This is a genomic window from Candidatus Chloroploca asiatica, assembly GCF_002532075.1.
Taxonomy (GTDB): domain Bacteria; phylum Chloroflexota; class Chloroflexia; order Chloroflexales; family Chloroflexaceae; genus Chloroploca; species Chloroploca asiatica.
The window spans coordinates 43,372-64,551 of the sequence record NZ_LYXE01000031.1; the positions used below are offsets into that span (position 1 = coordinate 43,372).

The following is a 21,180-nucleotide window of genomic DNA, read 5'->3' on the forward strand; positions in this document are numbered from 1 at the left end:
AGGTTTCTTCTGGCGAAAGAGGCCAGCAAAGCCGGCCTCTTTCGTCAGAAGAAACCTAGCTTTTGTTGGTCAAGGTGGAGGTTGATGGTGCGACCGCTCTATATTTCACCACTCGGGCGTGGAGGGGTGGATTTTGGCATTCAGAACATTGTGCGCTCGGTGCGTGCGGCAGGGTTACAGCCAGAGTTGTTGCGGTTGCCCGAGATCTACAACTTTCTGCCTTTTCTGATTCGTCGTGCCTTGCCTGAAGGGTGGTGGCGCGGGTTTGATCTGATGCAGGGGCGGTCGCGGGTCGCCTTTAGCTTCAAAGCAACTGGTTTGCCGGTGGTGACGACGGTGCATCACTTGACGACAGACCCTGATTTGCAGCCCTACAGTTCATTTGCCCAACGTCTCTTTTATCGCCTAGTCGAGTCGCGTTACGACGGCCTTTCGGTCGCGTATGCTGATGCGGTCGTGTGCGTCAGCCGTTTCACGCAGCGCCAGGTCGAGCAGACGTATGGGCGTGCCGATAGTATCATCATTTACGATGGTATTGACACAGATGTCTTTGTGCCAACACCTGATTTTGCACGTCGGGACGATGGCCTGCCCCCGGCGGACGGGCGGATCAGGTTGCTCTTTGTGGGCAACCGAACGCGGCGCAAAGGGTTTGATCTCTTGCCAAAGATCATGGAACAACTGCCGTCTGACTATCGGCTCTACTATACGGGTGGTTTTCAGGGGAACGAAACGGCACCGCCGCACCCCCAAATGACGCCGCTTGGTTCACCTGATCGGGCCGGGCTCGTTGCCGCCTACCAGAGCTGTGACATCCTACTCTTCCCATCGCGGTTAGAGGGCTTTGGCATTGCACCGGCGGAAGCGCTGGCGTGTGGGCGTCCGGTGGTAACCACACGGGCGGGTGCGTTGCCTGAAGTTGTGGATCAAGGGCTCAACGGTTTTCTCGTTGCGCGGGATGATATTGCCGGTTATGCCGAAAAAGTCCGGATCCTTGGTGAAGACGCCGCGATGCGTCGGAGCTTTGGCGACCATGGGCGTCACAAAGTTGCCAGCAACTTTGGGTACGACCAACTGGGCAACCGCTTTCGGAGGTTATACGAACGGCTACTGGGGCGTTGAAGGCGCTGTGGTGAGGCCTCAGGTAGAGTGTTTTTGACTGGCGACGCCCGTTCCTCCACGCGGGGGAGGGGGCATCAAAGGGGTTCACCAGCCCTCCGCAAGGCTGCCTGATGCAGCCCTCACCGCAGCGGTGCGGGCCACGACATGGTTGGCGCAGGACGGCCCCCAGACCTGGGTTCCCGCGCACGCGGGAACCCAGGTCTGGGCCGTCCCACCGGTCATGCCCGCGTCATCCCCATATCATGCCCGCGCAGGCGGGCATCCAGCGGGCCATGGTGGTGAAACCCTTTGAGGGGGAGGGTAAAGGAGGCTTATGACCCGAGCAATTCTTCGGCCTCGATGATAGCCTGGGCGATATCCTTCATCTTGGCACGCTTATCGCGGGCGCGTTGACGGAGGCGCTCGTAGGCATCGCGTTCATTGAGCCCAAGGCGTTGCATCAAAATCCCCTTGGCGCGCTCGATCAACTTGCGTGCCTCGAGTGACTCTTCGAGTTCATCAACCTGGTTCCGCAGCGTTTGCATCTCCTTGAAGCGTGCGAGGGCGATATTGATCGCCGGGGGTAGTTCGATCTCATTGATCGGCTTGACGAGATAGGCAAGCGCACCAGCAGCCTCGGCTTTGCGCACCGTATCTTTATCAGCGTAGGCCGTGAGCATAATGATGGGCACGGGAAACTGGTCACGGATGCGTGCGGCAGCCTCGGTACCTTCCATTTCAGGCATTCTGATATCCATCATAATCAGATCGGGCTTGAGGCGACCGGCCAGGTTCACCGCCTCAACGCCTGAGCGTGCGATCCCGATGACATCGTAGCCGAGCCCTTTGAGTTGTTCTTCGAGTGTTAGTGAGACAAGGTCATTGTCTTCGGCAATCAGAATGCGGATAGCGCTCACGGTTTTTCCTTTTGCACAACGTGCCTCATATGTCTGTCAATGCTATGTTCTGACATGCGCGCAGCCTTGTCATGCTGAGCGGTTTGTAACCTGAGTTTTCTGACGTTCCTGGGCTCGCAGCCTTGTCATCACTCGCGGTGTCACTGGCCCGTGGATTATGCTAATGATACCACACCAGCGGCCCGACAAGGACGAAAAGGTCTATGCTATAATCGAGACAGTGCTTGTGGCAAGGGAGGGATGGCGTGTTGAATTGGAATAATTTCGGATCGGCGTTCAATACACTACGTGAGCTAGATGTCACGGCGATTCGTGAAGAGAGCGAAGTTGTTGTACGGATTGCTGGTCTTGGCTCGCGGCCACTGTTTCAGCGGGTGGTCGAGATCCTGCGCATGAGTGGCAGTCATCATTTTGGACCACATGGGCCAGATCCATTTTCGTATCAACCTCTGCCGTATGGTGAACCTGAGCCTGGCTTGCGCGAGGCCGACCTCTTGTTGGTGACGGTGGATGGACGTGCGCCGCTCACTGCTCGTGATGCCGAGGCCATCGGGCGTCTGGCGCTGCTCGCCTTGCCAACAGTGATCATCATTGCTGGCGTTGCGGCCCCGGATGAGACAGAGCCTGTGCGACCCGAGTTTGCCCATGCGCGTATTCTTGTGCTACCTGAGCTTGGCGCTTCTGACGTTGCCGAGCAGATCGCGACGGCCATACTTGATCGGTTGCCGAAAGACCGGCAGCTCGCGGCGGCGCGGGCGGTCACCGGGCTGCGTTCGGTGTATGCCCGTACCCTGGTCAACTCAATTTCGAATACCAACGCCACCTATGTTTTGCTCTCATCGATTCCGATGCAAATACCGATCTTATCGGTGCCAATCGCCACAGCAGACATGCTGGTTCTGACAAAAAACCAGGCCTTGATGGTCTATCGGCTGGCGCTAGCGCACGGGGCTGCACCTGATTTCCAGGCGCGGATGCGCGAGATTTTGCCGGTGGTAGGCGGGGCGTTTGCGTGGCGTCAGCTTGCACGAACCCTGATTGGCCTGATTCCCTTCTGGGGGATCTTGCCGAGGGTCGCTGTATCGTATGCGGGCACATATGCAACAGGGATGGCAGCGTGGCGCTGGTTTGCTGAAGGTGAGCTCGTCTCGCGTGAACGGATGAAGGCAATTGCTGAGGATGCATTGCGGATCGGGCGTGAGCAGGGTGCGGTGTTGATTGCCACGATGCGTGCCCAGGGCAACAAACCTGGTTTGAGTCTATTCAGGCGCAGGCATAAAGAGTGAGGCCCCGGCCCACTTTTTCGTATGCTAACAACGCCAGCTTAGCTGGCGTTGTTAGCATACGAAGAGACTACTTATCTTCGGGATCGAGGCGAGTTGTCTCACCGGTGACGGGCCCACTTGCTGGTGGGTCTTGCTCGTTACGAATCCGGGTCACAAAAGCGGCAAGCTGATCATTGAGTTGGGCAATGCCACGAGCGAGGGTTTCCTGGAAATCCTGGGTCACCTTGCTTTGCTGGGCCTGATTCACGGCCTGCTCACTCTTTTCGACCAGTTCCTGGATGCGAGGATTCTCTTTGAGTGACTCGACGGCAGACTGAAGCTGGGTGCCAATCTCGCGCAGGCCTGAGGAAAGATCCTTTTGGATCTGTTTGGCCTTATCGTTTTCCATGGCATTGCGGACGGCATTTTCGAGTTGCTGGCCCAATTCACGCAATTCGCTGGCGAGATCGCTCTGAGGCTGATCTGATGGATCCGACGGATTCGGCTGATCGTCTGGCTGACTCATCTGACTTCTCCTTCTAATGATTTGCACTTAGAAACGGCGGCGCCAGCGGCGGAGCACCCACCATCCACTGGCAAAAGCAAAGATTCCGGCACGGAGGGCTGCGCGTTGGTGCGTCTGGCCGGGAGCATTGGGGGCGGATGACTGAAAGGATGGGCGAAGCGAGGCCTGAGCTTGTACGGCGAGGCCAGGCAGCGCTACCTGCGTGACAGGCAACCTATGCTGACGGGCTGCCGCATAGATTTCGGCATGGACAAAAAGGTCAGAGCCGGTTGGTTGACAATATTGACGCAGATCACTGCGCAGAAGAGCGAGCCCAAGGGCCGGGTCACGCAAGGTCGCATCGTGGCGACGGCCAAGCAGGGCCAGCAGGCGATCGCGCAGCGTGTGTGCTGGAGGTTCGCGATAGGGCATGACTGCAGCGTATCCCGGGGCACTTGCAAGAAGGCGTGGAAGCGAGGAAGGCAGCACTGGCCTGCTGAGATCGAGCGTGATCAGATACGTTCCGCGTGCGGCACTCCAGGCATCATAGAGCGCAGACCGGTAACCACGGCGTCGCGGATAGCGCATCAGAACAATCGGAGCGTGGAGGGCCGCAAAACGGTCGATCTGTTGGGCCAGATCGCGGGAACAGCCATCATCAACGAGGATAATCTCGGTCTCGGCTAGCCGCCCAGCCACACATGCAAGGCATTCGGCCACCGTTGCAGCAAGCCCCGTTGACCGATGACTGACTACCAAGACAATGGAAAGAGGGAACTGTTCCATACGACAGCAACTACTCCACTTATGGTACAAACCTCGCGTAACTAGTATAGCATGCCTTGCGGCAGCGTTTTTTGACGCAGAGGTGCAGAGGCGCAAAGGCGTAACATTAGAAGATTGATTTTTTGAAGCAAAGGCGCAACATGTCTGACGTGTGCCTACGGTGCTTGCTGGTAGCACTGGCGACAGCGTGCCTCATAGAGATCGAGCCCGCCGACAACGAGGGTTTCAGCTTCGCGGGGGGCCGGGTCCCCATTGATAAGCCGTTGCGAGCGTGTGGCATAGGCCCCGCAGCGTACGCAGATAGCATAGAGCTTGTCAACCTGTTCGGCAACCGCCATGAGTTGCATCATCCCCGGGAAGGGCTCGGCCCGATAGTTTTGATCGAGCCCAGCCACAATCACCCTGAGCCCCTGGTCGGCCAGAAACTGACAGGCATCGAGAATCGCCTGTGGCGAGTCTTCGAGGAAATGGATCTCATCGAGGGCGACAACCTGAACATCCTCGGCGGCGGCAAGAACCTGTTTGACCGAGGTGATCGGCACAGCCTCGAGTTGTGAGCCGGTGTGGCTGGCGATATGGGCGGCACTATAGCGCGTATCCATCCGAGGGGTAAAGATACGGCAAGGCTGACGGGCGATCATCACCTGTCGCATGCGCCGAATTAACTCCTCAGTCTTGCCACTATACATACATCCACAAATGACTTCGATTCTTCCACCGGAACCAGGTCGAGTCATAAAAATAATCCTTGAAGATAGGCAGATTTCATTCTGGTCAATATACGTACATCTGTACAATGTGTCAAGTTGTTGGGCAGTGCCAGGGCCGCAGGCCCCTGGCACCACCCGTGCCGAGCTCGTGCTCTACACCCAGTTCTTCTTTGGGGGTTGACAGCCAGTATACCGAGTGGTATACTGGCTGATATGGATAACCGTCAAGCAATTTTAGCGCACGCACTCGACCTTTTTGCTTCTCGTGGCTATGATGCGGTTGGGGTACAAGCGATCTGCACGGCTGCGGGGATCACGAAACCAACCCTCTACCATTATTTTGGGAGTAAGCAGGGTCTGCTTGCGGCGCTCGTCGAAGAGCGTATCGCGCCTTTATTGGCCCAACTCGCTGAAGTGACGACCTACAGGGGCGATCTTCCGCACACACTGACGCAGCTTGTACATATCTATTTTGGCTTTGCGCGCACAGAACCTGTCGTCTATCGGTTGATGTTAGGCCTCTGGTTTGGGCCTACGACGGGGGAGGCGTTCCAGATCATTGTGGCATGTATTCAGGAGCAACATCGCCTGGTTGAGGAGCTTTTTGCATGGGCTACCGCTGATCATGGCAACATGCGTGGACGGCAGCGTATTTATGCCGCCACCTTGCTTGGCACAATCAATATCCGGGTAACGATGGCGCTCAACGGATTTGGTGACCTTGATGACACTGTTGTCTACCAGACAGTTCACCAGTTTTCGCATGGTATCTATTCATAATTTAAGGATCTACATAATGACTCACTGGTCACATGACGCCATCTTTTACCATATCTACCCGTTGGGCCTGTGTGGTGCGCCGCATACGAACCCTTTTGATGGGAGTGTTGCGCCACGGTTGCGCGAGCTCCACGACTGGATTGAACCGATGCGCACGCTTGGCGTGAACGCACTCTATCTAGGGCCTTTGTTTGAGTCAACCAGTCACGGATATGACACCGTTGACTACTATACCCTCGATCGGCGCCTTGGTACGAACGCGATGCTGGCAGAGCTTGCCAATGAACTGCATCGCAATGGGATCAGACTGATCCTTGACGGTGTGTTTCACCATGTTGGGCGTGATTTCTGGGCGTTTCGCGATCTCTTGACGCACCAGGAGGCTTCGGCCTACCGGGATTGGTTTGTGGAGATTGATTTTAGTCAACGGAGCCCTTACGGTGATCCTTTCAGTTATGCGAGTTGGGATGGATACTTTAATCTGGTGAAACTTAACCTGCGCAATGCAGAGGTGCGGGCGCATCTATTTGGGGCGGTGCAGAACTGGATCGAGCAATTTGACCTTGATGGTTTGCGGCTTGATGTGGCCGAACTGCTTGACCTGGAGTTTCTGCGTGAGTTGCGCCAGGTTTGCAAAGCACGCAAACCTGATTTCTGGTTGATGGGTGAGCAGGTCCATGGTGATTATCGGCGTATCGCCAACCCCGACATGCTTGATGCAACAACAAACTACGAAGTCTACAAGGGTCTCTACTCAAGCCACAATGATCACAACTACTTTGAAATTGCCCATTCGCTCAAGCGGCAATATGGGTCAGAGGGTGTCTACCGGGGGCTGCCGCTCTACAATTTTGTTGATAATCATGATGTACCGCGTGTGGCCTCGATCTTGGCTGAGCCAGCGCATCTCGCCCCAATCTATGCGTTGCTCTTGACGATACCTGGGGTGCCAGCGATCTACTATGGGAGTGAGTGGGGGTATGGTGGCGTGAAGAGCGATGATGACGCGCTCCTCCGCCCGCAGTTACGTCTGCCAGAAGCACGGGTGCAGGCGCCGTACCCTGAACTAGCCGACACCCTGGCGCTTCTGGCTGATTGCCGCCATCGTTTGCCAGCCCTTCGTTATGGCGACTACACCCAGGTGCATGTTGCTGCCGAGCAACTCGCTTTTGTCCGCCGCTACCACGAGCAGTTTGCGCTGGTTGCGGTCAATGCAGCTGCTTCACCAGTGGATCTCGTGCTGCCGATGGAGCTACCCAACGGAACCGTGCTGATGGACTGGCTGAACCAGGGTAGCGACCTGATCGTCAACGAAGGTCGGGTCACCCTTCACGTGCCCGCTCGGTGGGCGAGTCTGCTCACAAGGGCCTCAGCGACCTAACCATCTGGCATATAATGAAGCAGACAACCGCACACACATCGCTGAAGGATTGGGTATGTCTGCTTCAAAACCCCGTCGGCGCTCGCCGTCTTCGTCATTCTGGGCTCTGTTGCTTGTGGTGGGACTGGTTACCCTCGGCTACTTGTTTAGCCAGGGTGTTTTCAATCCGCTGTTGCGTCGGGTGGGGCTTGATCCGGCCTGGTTTGGCCTGGAGCATACTGCGCAGCCAGCGGCCATCATTGCGACTGATGCTGGCTCGCTCGAGGTCTTTTTTACCACCCCCGAACTCGTCTATCCTGATGTGCCACGGAACCGACTTGCCCCGGCGCATGAACGGGCGTTGCTGGCTGATCTTCGGTCGGCGACGCAGAGCATTGACTTTGCCAGCTTTGAGTACAATCTGACGAGTCTTGCCGACGCACTGGTCGCGGCTCGGCAACGGGGAGTGAAGGTGCGCCTGGCGCTTGACCGTGGCAACCTCGAAAATCCAGTGATGGCGAAATGGGCCGGAATTGTGGAGGATGCAGGGATTCCGATCAGTTGGGAAGAGAGTAGTAATTTTCTGCACAGCAAATTTGTTGTGATTGATGAGCGCATTGTCTGGACTGGTTCGTGGAATCCGACGATCAATGATACCTACCGGAACAACAATAATATTCTGCGTAGCACCATCCCCGTGCTCGTGGCCAACTATCGTGCCGAGTTCGAGCGGATGGCTGACGGAGATTTTGGGAAACGCAAGAGGGGCGCTACGCCTTATCCAACGATCCAGATGGGCGATGTGTTGATCGAGAATTATTTTTCGCCAACTGAACCGGTGCGTGACCGCATTGTGGCGTATCTGGCTGAAGCTGAACGTAGTGTTGATGTGATGGCCTTTTCGTTCACGGCTGATGAGATCGGTGAGGCGATGGTTGAACGCCATCAGGCAGGTGTTCCCGTACGAGTTGTCTTTGAAAATCGCAATGCCGCTGGAATTGGATCGGAATTTGATCGCTTGTTTGATGCTGGTATTGATGTGCTCAAAGACGGCAATTGTTATACCATGCACCACAAGGTGATCATCATTGATCAGCGGATTGTCATCACCGGCTCGTACAACTTCACGGCACGGGCCGAGAATGTGAATGACGAGAATCTTTTGATCATCAATGATGCGGCGCTTGCGGCGGGGTATCAAGAAGAATTTGCGCGAGTCTATACGCAGGCGCGCAATCCGCTACGTTGCAATTAGGTTGCGGGGTCACGGCAGCGCCGTGCCCCAACCGGACATATGCTTAAAACTGGTATAATCGAGCAGAGCATCATGCTGATATTGACAGTGCTTCTGATCTGGTGAGCGTGCCATGATCGCAATTCTTGAGCAACTCAATCTGCTCCTCGCGGCAGTAGTTCTTATTGTTACCTTCTCGCTTCTGGCCTATATCGCCATGCAGAACTGGCGCAATGATATTGCCCGGGCGCTCGTGGTTCTGCTGGCGGGGGTGGTCATTGTCTATGGCGGCGATCTGTTGCTGGCGCGGGCAACCCGTGCGGCCACAATGGATGTCCTTGGCCGAGCCCAGTGGCTTGGCATTGCGATGGTTCCTGCCGCCTATATTCATCTTGCCAACGGGCTCTTTGCGATCAGCGAGTCTCAGGCACTGGCCTTGCGCAGCCGCCGCCTCGTTTATCTGGCCTATCTTGGGAGTCTGATCTTCTTTTTGCTGGTTGCCCTCGGGACCGATCTGGTGGTGCAGGGTGGCTTGCCAAGTGGCCCGATTGCTCAGTTTCGCCCGGGGCCGCTCTTCTGGTCATATGCGCTCTTTTTCGTGATCGGTGCTGTCGTGGCATTTGTTGCGATTGTGCAGTCGCAGCGGAGTGCCTTGACCGCCAATCAACGCCGCCGCCTGATGTATCTTGGGGCCAGCTTTGCGGCCCCGGGGATCGGGGTCTTTCCGTTTCTCGTCGTTGGGATGCCGGCCGCAGTTCCGATCAGTGTTGTGCTCTTTCTGCAAGCGATTGCCAGTGTCATCGTGACGGTGATGATCACGATCATGACTTATAGCATCGCGTTTCAAGGCGTGCTTTTGCCTGATCGCCTGATCAAGCAAGATTTTCTGCGCTGGTGGCTCTATGGACCCTTTATTGGCATTTCGATTGTCCTGTTTATTCAAGTTGTGCCCCTCTTTGAGCGCCTGCTCGGCTTTCCGCAGAATACGCTGCTGACCTTTGGCGTGATGTTGATGACAGTGTTGATGCCGCTCTTTGTGAGCCGCGTCAAGCCCTACCTGGATACGCTGGTCTATATGCAAGACCAGGACGAGATTGATTATCTGCGTAAATTGCCGCGCAGTACCTTTACCCGCGCAGATCTGCGCGCCTTGCTTGAGAATTCGCTGGTGGCGATCTGTGGGGCGTTACGGGTCGAAACAGGGTTTGTGCTGGTGCCCGACGCGAACGAGTATAGTATCCGAGCCGTCTGTGGCTCGCGTCGTGAGGTCAAGCGGTTTCTTGGTGACTGTCCGTTGCCCGATCTTTTGCCCCAGTTGCAACAGTTGCCACCGCGTGGCCGCGGGTTGTTGCCGCCGACTGATGCCTTTGTGGCCTGTGGCGGTTTTTGCCTGCTGCCCCTCCATAGCCCCGATGGGCTTTTTCTTGGTGCCGTCGCGGTCGCGTATCAGCCCGAAACGTTGCAAAGCGAGACTAGTTTGATGCCCGAGACGCGCCAGTTGATCAGTGTGTTGACCCATCAGATGGAACTGGCCCTTTCGACCGTGCAGATGCAGCAGCGCATCTTTGATGCCCTGCGCGGCCTTGCGCCCGAGATGGAGTCGTTGCAACATGTGGTGAGTCAACTCGAACAGGGTACAGCCCCCGATCTGGCCGCCACCGATGGCGAGATGGTGCTCAGCCCCGATTTCCCTCAATTGGTGAAAGATGCGTTGACCCAGTTCTGGGGTGGCCCCAAACTTGCCGATAGCCCTCTGATGGGCCTGCGTACGGTCAAACGGGTGATCCAGGATCAAGGAGGCAGCCCCACCCGCGCTTTGCAGGTTGTGCTCCGTCAGGCGATCAGCAATCTGCGCCCCGATGAACAACTTGCCCCTTCCGGTCAAGAGTGGCTGCTCTATAATTTACTTGAAGGGCGCTTTCTCCAACGCAAAACGGTTCGTGATGTCGCCAATCGCCTGGCGATGAGTGAGTCGGATTTTTATCGCAAGCAACGGATTGCCATCGAAGAGGTTGCCCGCCAACTGGCCTTGATGGAAGAAGATGTCCGTTCATAAGGTGTGTACCAATGGCGGTATGACCTTGACCGAAGAGGAAGCACCATGAAGGTGTTGCTCGCCGAAGATGAACCAGATATTCGCTTGATCACGCGCCTCGCCCTCGAAGATGCTGGCTGTACCGTGGTCGCGGTCGCTGATGGACAGGCTGCCGTAGAGGCTGCCATGCGCGAGAGGTTTGATGTTGCGTTGCTTGATGTGATGATGCCCCGTATGGATGGCTTCGCTACATGTACGGCGCTCCGTAGCGATGCAGCGACTAGGGCGCTGCCAATTATTTTTCTCACGGCACGTTCGCAAGAGCCTGAAGTGCAACACGGGTTGGCTCTCGGTGCCGCTGGCTATATCGTCAAACCATTTGATGTCTTTAGCCTGGTTGAGTTGATGACCTATATTCTTGAGCAGCAACAGCAGTAGATAGAGCTTATGGATGCACCTGCTACCAGTCTGTCGGATTTGACCCCTCAGATGCTGCACGCTCTCTATCAGGTGAGCCGCCAGCTTGCCCGGAGTCAGAGCGTGACTCAGATCGAGCGGACGCTTGTCACGGGTCTGTGCGAGGTAGTGCATTGTACCGGAGTTATCTGGTATACGCTGGTCGAGACCGAGGCGGGCGGTTATCTGGCCTACGGTGATAGCCTCGGGGCACCTGACGTCTTGATGCGCGATCAGCACATCTGGCACGATCAGATCGTGCCTTGGCGTGTGCCGCTGGTGGAAGATGCGCGGGTGCTATCAGTAGCGACCCTGCTCAATCTCTATCAGGATCAGTGCGCCGCATTTGAAGGGTGTGGGGCGCTCATCACCGGCGAAAAAAAGGCCTATGCACTTGTCGTCGTGCTCTGGTCAACGCACATACAGCGCCCCACAGGTTGGCAGCAGGCGTTAGTAAGTCTGGCCGAAGATTGTGGTTATGGGTTGGATCGCCTCAACGTCAAGCTTGGTCTTGCCACATTTATGCTTGATCAGATGCATCACTTTACGACGATCCGCGCCGAGCAAGAGCGGACACGCGCCGTGATTGATGCGACGAACGATGCGATCCTGATGATTGACGAATATCGGCGTCCAATCTTGATCAATCGACGGGCGCGCTTCTTTTTCGGGGTCAAAGAACGTGAACTGATTGGCAAGAGTTTTGAACAGTTGAGCCGTTTTCTTGCCCAGATTTTTGAACAGAGTACGACTTTCAATGACTGGTTGCTACAATTACTTGGCTCACAGACAGCCCGCGATGTGCGCGAGTTTGCGCTCCACAGCCCCGAACGACGCTTGCTCCAGTGTTTTTCAGCCCCGGTCACCGATGTCCATGATCGTTACCGTGGACGCATTTTGATCTTCCGCGACATCACACGGGAACGTGAAGTTGAGCGCATGAAGAACGATTTTGTTTCGACGGTGAGCCACGAGTTGCGCACCCCGTTGACGAGCATTCAGGGATCGCTTCAGCTTGTCCTCGGCAAACCAGGCAGTCCACGGTCAACTTCGGCTGGCGAACTCTCGCCAAGGAACCTCGAGTTGCTCACTATTTCCTTGGCGAATACCGAACGCCTGATTCGTCTGATCAATGATATCCTTGATCTTGCCAAAATTGAACAGGGCCGGATTCAACTCAGGCGTGAACCAATCAGGTCTGAAGAACTTTGCCAGAGTGCGGTGCGTGATATGCATGCGCTGGCGTCAGCAAAGCAGATCAGGCTTGAAGTCGAGGCCACGTCAGTGCTGCCGGCAGTGATGGCCGACCGTGATCGCTCGTTGCAGGTCTTGATCAACCTGCTGTCGAATGCGATCAAATTTTCACCCGTTGGAGGCCGGGTGCTTTTGCGGGTGCAGCGTCATGAGAACGTGGTCTGTTTTGCTGTGCAGGATTGGGGGCGGGGTATTCCACCCGAACACCACGAGCGGGTCTTTCAGCGTTTTCAACAACTCGACAGCTCAAGTACACGTGAATTCAGCGGCACCGGGTTGGGCTTGGCGATCAGTAAAACCCTGGTGGAAGAACAGGGTGGCAACATTTGGCTTGAAAGTGTGGCGGGGCAGGGCACGACGTTTCATTTCACCTTACCGATTGTCCCTGGGAGTGAGGGTCTCGCTTTTTCTAGCGGTGAACCGGTCCAGGCGCGGCGTTCTCACATCCTGGTTGTTGAAGACGATCCGTATGTCCGTCCGGTCCTGATCCGTCTGCTGCAACGCTACGGTTTGCAAGTCACCCACGCCAACGATGGGTTTGAGGCCCTGGCGGCGATCAACTTGTTGCAACCCGATCTTGTACTGCTTGATATCAAGATGCCAGGCATTGATGGGCTTGAAGTGCTCTATCGTATGCATCAGCATCCCGAAATGGCGCACATTCCCGTTATTATTTTGACAGCCGATGATCTCAACGAGCATACCCGCACCCGTGGTATGGCACTTGGCGCTCGTGCGTATCTCGAGAAGCCCGTTGGCTCGGAACGACTGATTAACACGATCAATCGGGTACTCGCAGCAGAGGAACAGGGATGAAGGCTACGCCACCGGAACTTGACCGTCTGACGCATGCGCTGATGTCGCCCCTGACGACCCTGCAAGGGACAGTGCAGTTGTTGCAGCGACGGCTCAGCAATGGGCCTGATGAGCAGCAAGCGTTGCTGCTTGCCGCGCTGGAGCGCAATGTGCAGCGCCTGCGAACCGTATGCGACCTCCTTTTGCAACGAGCCTCGTTTGATGGCACGCACCTTCAGATGCGCGTGCTCCCAGACGACCTGGCCCATCATAGTGCGGCCAGCACCACAACAACCTACCAGGATCTGCCTGTTGCCCCTGCGCAAGCGGTACAACCACCTGTCGAAACAGTCACGTCCAGGGGTGGTCATCAGTGCGTTCTCGTGATTGCAGCCGCGACGAGCCCTGCTGCCATGCTTCTTCCGTTGCTGCACGAGCGTGGTTTTACCGTCGAACTGATCGAAGCGTCGACCAGCGGCATTGACCGTGTCCGTGAAGTTCGCCCGTCCCTTGTTCTCGTCGATCCGCATGTCGATCACGAGGCTGAAATAGCGCTCCAGATCCTGAGTGAAGACCCCGAAACCAAAGGGATTGTGCTCGCTGTGCTGAGCAACGAGTTCCACTGGACAGGAACACGCCATCCTTTCCTCATTGACCCGATGCTCGCGCCCGAGCAAGCCGTTCACTTACTCACCCAGCACCTGAGCCCCAGCGATAACCCGCTTCACTCGCGCCAACGCATTTTGATTGTTGATGACGAACCTGACATTGCCATGATGATCGCTGCCCAGTTTGAACGTGACGGCTTCCAGACGACGCAGGTTCATAGTGGCACCGAGGTGTTGCAGATCGTCCGCGAGCAACGCTTTGATCTTATTCTGCTTGACGTCATGCTGCCTGACATTGATGGCTTCACCGCCCTCGGGGGGTTGCGTGCCCAGGCCGAAACGCAATTGATCCCGATTATCCTGCTTTCGGCGATCAATTCACCCATGGAAAAGGTGCGCGGGCTAGAATTAGGGGCTGATGATTATATCACCAAGCCTTTCAGTGCTGCGGAACTGAGTGCGCGGGTGCAGGCTGCGATGCGGCGGAGTGAACGCGAAGGCGGCGCGAATCCTTCCACCCGTCTCCCTGGCAATATTGCCATTGAGCGGGCGATCAGCCAGCGCATCGACCAGGGTCTACCCTTTGCTGTGGGCTATTGCGATCTTGATAACTTCAAAGCCTACAACGACCGTTATGGCTTTCTCAAAGGTGACGCCGTCATTCTGCGCACAGCACAGATCTTGCTCGATGCGATTCGTACGATGGGCAACCCTGATGATTTTGTTGGCCACATTGGTGGGGATGATTTCGTGGTCATCAGCACGCCCGACCGCATCGAGGCCATCTGCAGCACGGCAGTCGCTCGTTTTGATGCAACTGCGCCCTTCTTCTACGATCCAGCAACGCGTCAACGAGGTTTTATCAGTGGGGTTGATCGCCAGGATCGGCCTACCAGGTTTCCCCTAGCCAGCATCACCATCACCGTCATCAGCAGCGCACGACATACGTTTCGTCATCCCGGCGAAGTCGCGCAGCGGGCTGCTGAAGGCAAAAAACGGGGCAAACAGATCCCTGGTAGCCTTTACCTGTTGCAAGAATAACCTTGGTATTAGGCCACCGAGCGTGCCGGAGTTGGCTCTTCTGAAGGTGGACTACAGACGGCGCAGACTCGGAAGGGTATGCCTGTCCCAGTTACCGTGCGAATATGCTCACGGCTGCCGCAATAGCGGCATACCGAGAGATTCTCGATATCCTCGGCACGCCAAAGTTGAGGGGCCATGGTTATCTCCATTGGCTCCTCAATCGAGAGCATGCCAACCTTGACACACACGGCAGCAGGGAAGATATCGGCAACACGGGCGAAGATCTTATGTGGATGCGAGTAGACCTCATCACCAATGAGGATCCCTGTCATCCGGGGATGTGACCGAATTTTCATAACTCGTCAAGCCGGGCGACAAGCCGTTGGAGATCAGTGTCGTCCAGCGCGAAACCTGGAGAGTCAGCGAACATCAGATCATCAAGGATTGTACGAAACAGAGGCAGATCATGTTCGTCAACCGTCAAGGCACCTTGTTCAAGCGCGTAAAAGCGATCAACGGCCCAATTGGCCAGTTGCTCAGCACTGATACGATGCGCAAGGCGCGCCTGAAGTTGAGTACGTATGTCACGACGCATTAGTATCATAGCATAAGATTCTTGTTTTTGCATTCCCCGAAAAACTTTTTTGTTCCGTTTTGGCAGCGAAGCCGCCAAAACGGAACAAAAGAACAGGCTTGACTGCCTGCGCCAAAGGCGCTAGGCAAGGGCATCCTCACACAACTCACGAAACCCACAGCCCGCACACCGTCGAGCTTCGTCGTGGCTCCGCCCAACCTCGGCTTGATCGAGCAGATCGCGCATCACGGCAAGCGTGGCAAGCAGTTCGTCGCGCACTGCCGGCGTATACGCAAGGCGAAAGGTCGTTTGTGCATAACGGAGCAGACCATAGGGTGGGGCCTGTCCGGTGGTGGCTTCCACGAGCAGACAATAGGCGGCCAGTTGCATTAGATCAGAGTCATAGGGTGTGCTGGCCTGGCGACCTGGTTTGACCTCAACCGGAATCGTATATCCACCTCGTTCAAGCAGGTAATCGGGCTTGCCCGTCAGCCCATATGCTGCTGCAAAGAGGGGGCGTTGCAGGCGACGGCCTTCGCCGACATCATCGGCCACCACCCGACCCCAGGGTAACCCAGTACGCCGACGCAGGAGCACAGCGCTTGCCAGGACGAGCAAGGCCAACCCGATCAAACCAGCAGCGAGGGTCTCTATTGCCACGCTACCACCAGCAGCAGCACTCCGCCGATCAGCAGAGCAACACCAAGCCACCATGCGCCCTGACTGAGGGCGACCGCCCGTCCGTGGCGAGCGTGGCGCACCATACCGGCGGCCCGGCGCTCGTGCCCAGCAGGTTCCTGACCGGCGACCCGTCGGAGCCACCAGGCACGAGCGCAAAAGACAAACTCACCTACTTCACTCGCACGAATAACCGACATACGTCACCCTATCCCACGGCTACGAACCACCGAGGATCGGATTGCCTCGGATCGCATTCATAACATCATTGACCGTAATCAACAACATCAGGCCCATCAGCGCGACAAACCCAATTGCATGGACAAGGGCTTCCTTTTCGGGGGGGACTTTCTTGCCACCACGGAGCAACTCGATCACCGAGAAGACAATATGGCTGCCGTCGAGCGCGGGGATGGGCAACAGATTGAGCAAGAAGAGATTCAGGCTCAACACGGCGGTCAGATTCCAGAACGCAATGAAGCCACCGGGTTGCTGGATCACCTCACCCGTCGCACGTGCAATGCCAACCGGTCCAATTGGTTCACCATCGGGTGATGGTGTTGACGAGATAATGCCAAAGATTGCGCCAGGCAAGCCTGCCAGGGCATTAAGCATCCGTCCGAGCAAATCGAGGCTATGGGTCACCCCCGTCCAGGCTGCCTGGATGGGGCCTGCCTCAACCATCTCGATATCCTGCCCATAACTAAAACCAAAGCCCGACTCAATCTGGGCCCCACTCGGTGATGTCCAGGGGCCAGGGGTAACGATCAGCGTCACCTCGCGGTCATCACGGAGGACGACGGCCTCGACCGACTGGCCGAGATTATTGCGTCCGACGTCACCGATGACCGTCGCGTCGATGGCTGGGCGACCATCGAGGCTTACCAGTTCATCACCGGCCTGAAACCCAGCGACGGCTGCGGGGGTAGCATCAAAGACCTCACCAATCAACTGGCGCCCGGTAGGGGTTGGTACCCCCATAAAGAAAAAGAGCACCGCAAAGATGAGCATAGCCAGCAGAAGATTCATCAACGGGCCAGCGACCATCACCGCGATTTTGCGCAGTGGTGGTGCAGCCGCAAGGGTGCCTGACCCACCACTATAGATATTATCTTCGGCGCCTTCGTGGCCAGCAAAGCGCACAAAGCCACCAATAGGCAGCCAGTTCAGCGTATACTTCACGCCATTGCGTTCAAAGAGCACCATAGCCCTGGGGGGGAAGCCGACGCCAAATTCTTCGACTTTAATGCCCATCCAGATAGCCGTCAGAAAATGACCAAGCTCGTGGACAACCACCAGCAAACCAAGCATCAGCAAAAAAGCAACAATCGCCACAATCGGATTGCTGCTTGCTTGCTCGACTGCCTGTTGAAGCGGGGCTGCCGCCGCAGTAAGTAACTCCATCTTCTTGCTCCCTCGGGGTACCTATCACTCCACATAAGATCGATGTACTCAAAGTAGTGTAGCGAGTCTGAGGGGCAGCGTCAAGACGAAGTGAAAGCCATCGCCAACACCACACCATAATAGACCACTGGCCCGGTAAAGAGCAGGCTATCCATCCGGTCAAGGATGCCCCCATGACCAGGTATCAACGTACCGGAGTCTTTGACGCCAATCTGGCGTTTGATCAAAGACTCACAGAGGTCACCAAGTGGACCGGCGATCCCGGTTGCAAAGCCAATCAAGACAGCCCCGGCATATGAGATCGGCAAACCCATCAAATAGACAGCGACAAGAGCGGTAAGGATCGAAGCGACCATCCCCCCGGCAAAGCCTTCCCATGACTTTTTCGGACTGAGCACGGGGGCCATTTTATGCCGACCGATTGATCGACCAACAAAAAAAGCGGCACTATCTTGAATCCAAGTAATCGCCAGCACAAGAAAGAGCCAGGCCGTCCCAGGAGGAATCCCGAGGCCAGCGAGAGGAGCGGGGCGCAAAGGGGTCGAGAGTTGGGTCAGCAGAATAAACGCGCTGAGCAACCAGCCAATATAGATGGCCCCTGCGAGGGTCAGCGCCCAATTTTGAATGCTATTGGTACGATCACCGGGCAACAACTCATAGATCAGGGTCAGGCTCACAGCGAGGGCGAGGAACAAGCCGGTGACATCAAAGGGGGTCAAAGGGCGCACAGCGGCGGCGAGGCAGAAGGCGAGGCCGACAGCGATGCCTGGGCCAGAGCGGGGCGCGAAGCCGCCCTGGCGAAAGATCGCAAACAACTCACGGATCGCGAGCACCACACACACACCAACGACCAGGATCGTAGCGAGGGGCCACCAGCCTGCTGCCACAATCAGGGGGATGAGAATTGCCACACTGACCAGTCGTCGTGTCAGCGAGCCAGCCTTACTCGGAGAGTCCGCCGAAGCGGCGTTCGCGCCGTCCATATTCACTAACTGCCTGATGAAGATGTTCTGGGCGAAAATCGGGCCAGAACACCGGCGTTACCCAGTACTCACTATAAGCGGCCTGCCAGATCAAAAAATTCGAAATCCGGCGTTCACCGCTGGTACGAATCACCAGATCGGGATCAGGCATACCGGCGGTCGAGAGCCGCGCACTGATGGCCTCTTCGGTAATCTGGTCAGCCCCAACGCCCTGCGCAACGAGGTCACGCACAGCATCCACAATATCAAGGCGTCCGCCATAATTGAAGGCGATCGCCAGGGTCAACCCTGTATTTTCACCGGTCAGGTCAACGGCCTGTTGCACCTTGCGTGCAAGCAATGGAGTCAAGCCCTGGAGTCGTCCAAGGTGGCGCAAGCGCACATTCTGCCGGTGCAAATTTTGTGTTTCGCGATCAATAAAATCGCTCAAGATCTGCATCAACCCCTGCACTTCAAGTGAGGGCCGATTCCAATTTTCGGTTGAAAACGCATACAGGGTCAGAAAGCGCACCCCGATCTGATGGGCTTCGTTGACAATCGCACGAATATTCTCTGTTCCGGCGCGATGACCAGCAAGGCGCGGCAAACCACGCTGGCGTGCCCATCGCCCATTGCCGTCCATAATCACCGCGATATGGTTCGGGATGCGTCCGCCGTCTGGGGTGGTCATACAGGACGCCTCTTTGTTAGCGAGGGGAACCGGAGATCCAGCCCCGGCGCTCCTGAGAACCTGGGTCATCTTCAGACCGCCAGAACCTCAGCCTCTTTCTCTTTGCCAATGTGTTCCAGTTCAGCGATGCACTTATCGGTCAACTGCTGGATACGCTCCTGGCCGCGGTGCAAATCGTCCTCGCTAATCATCTTCTCGTGTTCAAACTCTTTGAGTTGATCAATTGCATCACGACGCTGATTGCGTACCGAGACCTTCACCTCTTCGACGCGATGGCGCACACCTTTGACCAGTTCGCGGCGACGTTCTTCGGTCAACTGAGGCACAGCGAGTCGAATAACGCGCCCATCATTACTGGGATTAATGCCAAGATCAGAATTTTGAATAGCCTTCTCGATCGTTTTAATCATACCATTATCAAACGGTTGAATCACGATCAAACGGGCTTCGGGGACAACAATCGTGGCAATCTGATTCAGCGGCATCGGTGCGCCATAGGCCTCGACGGGCATATGCTCGACCAGAGCAGACGAAGCACGCCCGGTTCTGACGGTTGCCAGTTGATGGCGCAAGGCTTCAAGTGCTTTCTTCAGTTGGCCTTCATACTCACTGGTGACGTCATTGACCATCACACCCTCCTCACACTACCAGAACTCGATACGCACAAATTTCGCCGACCGTCAGCGTTCAGTTGCCTGACTGCTAACCAGGGTGCCTACCCGTTCACCGAGTACAATGCGTTCAATCATCCCTGCTTCCAGGGCATTGAACACAATGATCGGAATATTATTATCCATACAGAAGGTCAGGGCCGTTGAGTCCATCACAGCGAGACCACGGTTCAGGGCATCCATATAGGTCACGTGATCAAGTTTGACGGCATCGCGATGGCGGCGCGGATCAGCCGTATAGATCCCGTCCACACCATTTTTTGCCATCAAGATGACATCAGCGTGGAGTTCAGCGGCGCGCAGGGCTGCGGCCGAGTCAGTGGTAAAGTAGGGATTACCGGTGCCACCGGCGAGGATGACCACCCGGCCTTTCGCCATATGGCGGGTTGCCCGTCGCCTGATATATGGCTCAGCGACCTCATTCATCTGGATGGCCGTCATCGCTCGCGTATCGAGCCCATGCCGTTCCAGGGCATCCTGGAGGGCCAGGGAATTGATGATCGTACCGAGCATGCCCATATAATGCGACTGGGCAGCGTCCATCCCACGGGCAATTGACTGATTGCCGCGCCAGATATTGCCCCCACCAATCACAACGGCTACATCTACCTTGTACTGATGCAGCGCGCCGATTTCACGCGCCAGGTAGTCAAGCATATCATAGCTTACCACCTCATCTGTCCCTTTGATCTGCTCACCACTGAGCTTAATCAAGACCCGGCGATACTTTGGCTGTTGCATAGAGCCTCTATCCCAACGGGATATGAAACCCAGGTGCAGGACTGGGGATACCTGTCGTCCACCTGGGTTTCACGGCCCTGATTAGGCACCAATCTCATAACGAACAAACCGGCGCACGACAATATTTTCACCAAGCTTGGCGATTGCTTCGGTCAGCATCTCCTGGATCGTCCGCGACGGATCTTTGACGAAGGGCTGAGCCAGCAGCACCTGCTCTTCAATCAGTTTCTCGCGGGACAAACCGCTCTCATGCACAATCGCCTCGGTGATGTCGGCTTCACTCAGGTAGAGCGGATTGAGCGCGACGACGTGCTGAGCAAGGCTATTAGCGAGCGTCACAAACGCCTCGGTACGCGCAACAAAATCGGTCTCACAATTCAATTCAACCATAGCGGCGACCCGCGAGCCATAGTGTACATAGACCCCCACGAGGCCTTCGAGGGCCTCGCGGCTCGTCTTTTTGGCGGCGGCTTCAATCCCACGCTCGCGCAGAATATCGATGGCCTTGTTTATATCGCCGTTGACCTGCTCCAGAATATCTTTGCACTCTTTGATGCCGGCACCGGTGCGCTCACGGAGCTCTTTCACCAGTTCAATCGAAACAGCCACAGATTCGCTCCTTGTATCGCT

At 56.2% G+C, this 21,180-nt stretch carries 23 protein-coding genes; 9 read left to right on the forward strand and 14 right to left on the reverse strand.

Annotated features, from left to right (window positions below):
• The first annotated feature begins 84 nt into the window (after nt 1-84).
• On the forward strand, nt 85-1,122 hold the full coding sequence (locus tag A9Q02_RS02620) for a glycosyltransferase family 4 protein (protein ID WP_097650809.1): 1,038 nt from the start codon (nt 85-87) through the stop codon (nt 1,120-1,122).
• A 311-nt stretch (nt 1,123-1,433) separates the two neighbouring features.
• Here A9Q02_RS02620 and A9Q02_RS02625 read toward each other — a convergent pair whose 3' ends face one another.
• Nucleotides 1,434-2,018: an ANTAR domain-containing response regulator gene (locus tag A9Q02_RS02625; protein WP_097650810.1), complete on the reverse strand. Its 585-nt coding sequence runs from the start codon at nt 2,016-2,018 to the stop codon at nt 1,434-1,436.
• A gap of 245 nt (nt 2,019-2,263) precedes the next feature.
• Here A9Q02_RS02625 and A9Q02_RS02630 point away from each other — a divergent pair, with 245 nt between their 5' ends.
• The gene (locus A9Q02_RS02630; protein ID WP_097650811.1) at nt 2,264-3,304 is read left to right on the forward strand and encodes a hypothetical protein; all 1,041 of its coding nucleotides are present in this window, start codon (nt 2,264-2,266) and stop codon (nt 3,302-3,304) included.
• 67 nt (nt 3,305-3,371) lie between these two features.
• Here A9Q02_RS02630 and A9Q02_RS02635 read toward each other — a convergent pair whose 3' ends face one another.
• From A9Q02_RS02635 to A9Q02_RS02645, 3 genes are all read right to left on the reverse strand, one after another.
• Nucleotides 3,372-3,809, reverse strand: a complete 438-nt coding sequence (locus A9Q02_RS02635; RefSeq protein ID WP_097650812.1) for a hypothetical protein — start codon at nt 3,807-3,809, stop codon at nt 3,372-3,374.
• A 27-nt stretch (nt 3,810-3,836) separates the two neighbouring features.
• Complete coding sequence (locus tag A9Q02_RS02640; protein WP_097650813.1) at nt 3,837-4,574, reverse strand: glycosyltransferase family 2 protein; 738 nt, start codon at nt 4,572-4,574, stop codon at nt 3,837-3,839.
• A 155-nt stretch (nt 4,575-4,729) separates the two neighbouring features.
• The gene (locus tag A9Q02_RS02645; RefSeq protein ID WP_097650814.1) at nt 4,730-5,311 is read right to left on the reverse strand and encodes a thymidine kinase; all 582 of its coding nucleotides are present in this window, start codon (nt 5,309-5,311) and stop codon (nt 4,730-4,732) included.
• Between the two features lie 186 nt (nt 5,312-5,497).
• Here A9Q02_RS02645 and A9Q02_RS02650 point away from each other — a divergent pair, with 186 nt between their 5' ends.
• The 7 genes from A9Q02_RS02650 (at nt 5,498) to A9Q02_RS02680 (ending at nt 14,847) form a co-directional block, all read left to right on the forward strand.
• Nucleotides 5,498-6,064 (forward strand): TetR/AcrR family transcriptional regulator, encoded by a 567-nt coding sequence (locus tag A9Q02_RS02650; RefSeq protein ID WP_097650815.1) that lies wholly within the window; start codon nt 5,498-5,500, stop codon nt 6,062-6,064.
• A 16-nt stretch (nt 6,065-6,080) separates the two neighbouring features.
• On the forward strand, nt 6,081-7,445 hold the full coding sequence (locus A9Q02_RS02655) for an alpha-amylase family glycosyl hydrolase (protein ID WP_097650816.1): 1,365 nt from the start codon (nt 6,081-6,083) through the stop codon (nt 7,443-7,445).
• 55 nt (nt 7,446-7,500) lie between these two features.
• On the forward strand, nt 7,501-8,679 hold the full coding sequence (locus tag A9Q02_RS02660; protein ID WP_097650817.1) for a phospholipase D-like domain-containing protein: 1,179 nt from the start codon (nt 7,501-7,503) through the stop codon (nt 8,677-8,679).
• 112 nt (nt 8,680-8,791) lie between these two features.
• On the forward strand, nt 8,792-10,714 hold the full coding sequence (locus A9Q02_RS02665) for a histidine kinase N-terminal 7TM domain-containing protein (protein ID WP_097650818.1): 1,923 nt from the start codon (nt 8,792-8,794) through the stop codon (nt 10,712-10,714).
• A 45-nt stretch (nt 10,715-10,759) separates the two neighbouring features.
• Nucleotides 10,760-11,131: a response regulator gene (locus tag A9Q02_RS02670; protein ID WP_097650819.1), complete on the forward strand. Its 372-nt coding sequence runs from the start codon at nt 10,760-10,762 to the stop codon at nt 11,129-11,131.
• A 9-nt stretch (nt 11,132-11,140) separates the two neighbouring features.
• Nucleotides 11,141-13,219, forward strand: a complete 2,079-nt coding sequence (locus A9Q02_RS02675) for a hybrid sensor histidine kinase/response regulator (protein WP_097650820.1) — start codon at nt 11,141-11,143, stop codon at nt 13,217-13,219.
• A complete protein-coding gene (locus A9Q02_RS02680; RefSeq protein WP_097650821.1) occupies nt 13,216-14,847 on the forward strand; it encodes a response regulator in 1,632 nt (543 codons plus the stop codon). Before A9Q02_RS02675 ends, A9Q02_RS02680 begins: the two co-directional genes overlap by 4 nt.
• 8 nt (nt 14,848-14,855) lie before the next feature.
• On the opposite strand, the gene A9Q02_RS02685 is transcribed toward A9Q02_RS02680, so the two are convergent.
• The 10 genes from A9Q02_RS02685 to tsf all read right to left on the reverse strand — a co-directional run bounded on the left by A9Q02_RS02685 (nt 14,856) and on the right by tsf (nt 21,159).
• Entirely contained in the window at nt 14,856-15,185 is a 330-nt protein-coding gene (locus A9Q02_RS02685; protein WP_097650822.1) for a hypothetical protein, read from the reverse strand.
• A complete protein-coding gene (locus A9Q02_RS02690; protein ID WP_097650823.1) occupies nt 15,182-15,433 on the reverse strand; it encodes a hypothetical protein in 252 nt (83 codons plus the stop codon). The genes A9Q02_RS02685 and A9Q02_RS02690 overlap by 4 nt, the downstream gene beginning before the upstream one ends.
• A gap of 111 nt (nt 15,434-15,544) precedes the next feature.
• Nucleotides 15,545-16,063 (reverse strand): CRISPR-associated protein Cas4, encoded by a 519-nt coding sequence (cas4, locus tag A9Q02_RS02695; protein ID WP_245860212.1) that lies wholly within the window; start codon nt 16,061-16,063, stop codon nt 15,545-15,547.
• Nucleotides 16,054-16,281 (reverse strand): hypothetical protein, encoded by a 228-nt coding sequence (locus A9Q02_RS02700; RefSeq protein WP_097650825.1) that lies wholly within the window; start codon nt 16,279-16,281, stop codon nt 16,054-16,056. The genes cas4 and A9Q02_RS02700 overlap by 10 nt, the downstream gene beginning before the upstream one ends.
• Nucleotides 16,282-16,300: 19 nt before the next feature.
• Nucleotides 16,301-17,485 carry a M50 family metallopeptidase gene (locus A9Q02_RS02705; protein ID WP_097650826.1) on the reverse strand — a complete coding sequence of 395 codons (1,185 nt, stop codon included), beginning with the start codon at nt 17,483-17,485 and terminating at the stop codon, nt 16,301-16,303.
• A gap of 80 nt (nt 17,486-17,565) precedes the next feature.
• Nucleotides 17,566-18,396 (reverse strand): phosphatidate cytidylyltransferase, encoded by an 831-nt coding sequence (locus tag A9Q02_RS02710; RefSeq protein WP_245860214.1) that lies wholly within the window; start codon nt 18,394-18,396, stop codon nt 17,566-17,568.
• 31 nt (nt 18,397-18,427) lie between these two features.
• Entirely contained in the window at nt 18,428-19,138 is a 711-nt protein-coding gene (locus tag A9Q02_RS02715; RefSeq protein WP_097650827.1) for an undecaprenyl pyrophosphate synthase, read from the reverse strand.
• Between the two features lie 71 nt (nt 19,139-19,209).
• Nucleotides 19,210-19,767, reverse strand: a complete 558-nt coding sequence (frr, locus tag A9Q02_RS02720; RefSeq protein ID WP_097650828.1) for a ribosome recycling factor — start codon at nt 19,765-19,767, stop codon at nt 19,210-19,212.
• A gap of 51 nt (nt 19,768-19,818) precedes the next feature.
• Complete coding sequence (gene pyrH, locus A9Q02_RS02725) at nt 19,819-20,550, reverse strand: UMP kinase (RefSeq protein WP_097650829.1); 732 nt, start codon at nt 20,548-20,550, stop codon at nt 19,819-19,821.
• A gap of 81 nt (nt 20,551-20,631) precedes the next feature.
• Nucleotides 20,632-21,159, reverse strand: a complete 528-nt coding sequence (tsf, locus tag A9Q02_RS02730) for a translation elongation factor Ts (RefSeq protein ID WP_245860217.1) — start codon at nt 21,157-21,159, stop codon at nt 20,632-20,634.
• Nucleotides 21,160-21,180 lie beyond the last annotated feature (21 nt).

Bases quoted from the DNA above. Each gene is read 5' to 3' on its own strand.
- A9Q02_RS02620 (WP_097650809.1), top strand. From the start codon at position 85: ATGGTGCGACCGCTCTATATTTCACCACTCGGGCGTGGAGGGGTGGAT.
- A9Q02_RS02635 (WP_097650812.1), bottom strand. From the start codon at position 3,809: ATGAGTCAGCCAGACGATCAGCCGAATCCGTCGGATCCATCAGATCAG.
- A9Q02_RS02640 (WP_097650813.1), bottom strand. From the start codon at position 4,574: ATGGAACAGTTCCCTCTTTCCATTGTCTTGGTAGTCAGTCATCGGTCA.
- A9Q02_RS02645 (WP_097650814.1), bottom strand. From the start codon at position 5,311: ATGACTCGACCTGGTTCCGGTGGAAGAATCGAAGTCATTTGTGGATGT.
- A9Q02_RS02650 (WP_097650815.1), top strand. From the start codon at position 5,498: ATGGATAACCGTCAAGCAATTTTAGCGCACGCACTCGACCTTTTTGCT.
- A9Q02_RS02655 (WP_097650816.1), top strand. From the start codon at position 6,081: ATGACTCACTGGTCACATGACGCCATCTTTTACCATATCTACCCGTTG.
- A9Q02_RS02660 (WP_097650817.1), top strand. From the start codon at position 7,501: ATGTCTGCTTCAAAACCCCGTCGGCGCTCGCCGTCTTCGTCATTCTGG.
- A9Q02_RS02665 (WP_097650818.1), top strand. From the start codon at position 8,792: ATGATCGCAATTCTTGAGCAACTCAATCTGCTCCTCGCGGCAGTAGTT.
- A9Q02_RS02670 (WP_097650819.1), top strand. From the start codon at position 10,760: ATGAAGGTGTTGCTCGCCGAAGATGAACCAGATATTCGCTTGATCACG.
- A9Q02_RS02675 (WP_097650820.1), top strand. From the start codon at position 11,141: ATGGATGCACCTGCTACCAGTCTGTCGGATTTGACCCCTCAGATGCTG.
- A9Q02_RS02680 (WP_097650821.1), top strand. From the start codon at position 13,216: ATGAAGGCTACGCCACCGGAACTTGACCGTCTGACGCATGCGCTGATG.
- A9Q02_RS02685 (WP_097650822.1), bottom strand. From the start codon at position 15,185: ATGAAAATTCGGTCACATCCCCGGATGACAGGGATCCTCATTGGTGAT.
- A9Q02_RS02690 (WP_097650823.1), bottom strand. From the start codon at position 15,433: ATGATACTAATGCGTCGTGACATACGTACTCAACTTCAGGCGCGCCTT.
- A9Q02_RS02700 (WP_097650825.1), bottom strand. From the start codon at position 16,281: ATGTCGGTTATTCGTGCGAGTGAAGTAGGTGAGTTTGTCTTTTGCGCT.
- A9Q02_RS02705 (WP_097650826.1), bottom strand. From the start codon at position 17,485: ATGGAGTTACTTACTGCGGCGGCAGCCCCGCTTCAACAGGCAGTCGAG.
- A9Q02_RS02715 (WP_097650827.1), bottom strand. From the start codon at position 19,138: ATGACCACCCCAGACGGCGGACGCATCCCGAACCATATCGCGGTGATT.
- frr (WP_097650828.1), bottom strand. From the start codon at position 19,767: ATGGTCAATGACGTCACCAGTGAGTATGAAGGCCAACTGAAGAAAGCA.
- pyrH (WP_097650829.1), bottom strand. From the start codon at position 20,550: ATGCAACAGCCAAAGTATCGCCGGGTCTTGATTAAGCTCAGTGGTGAG.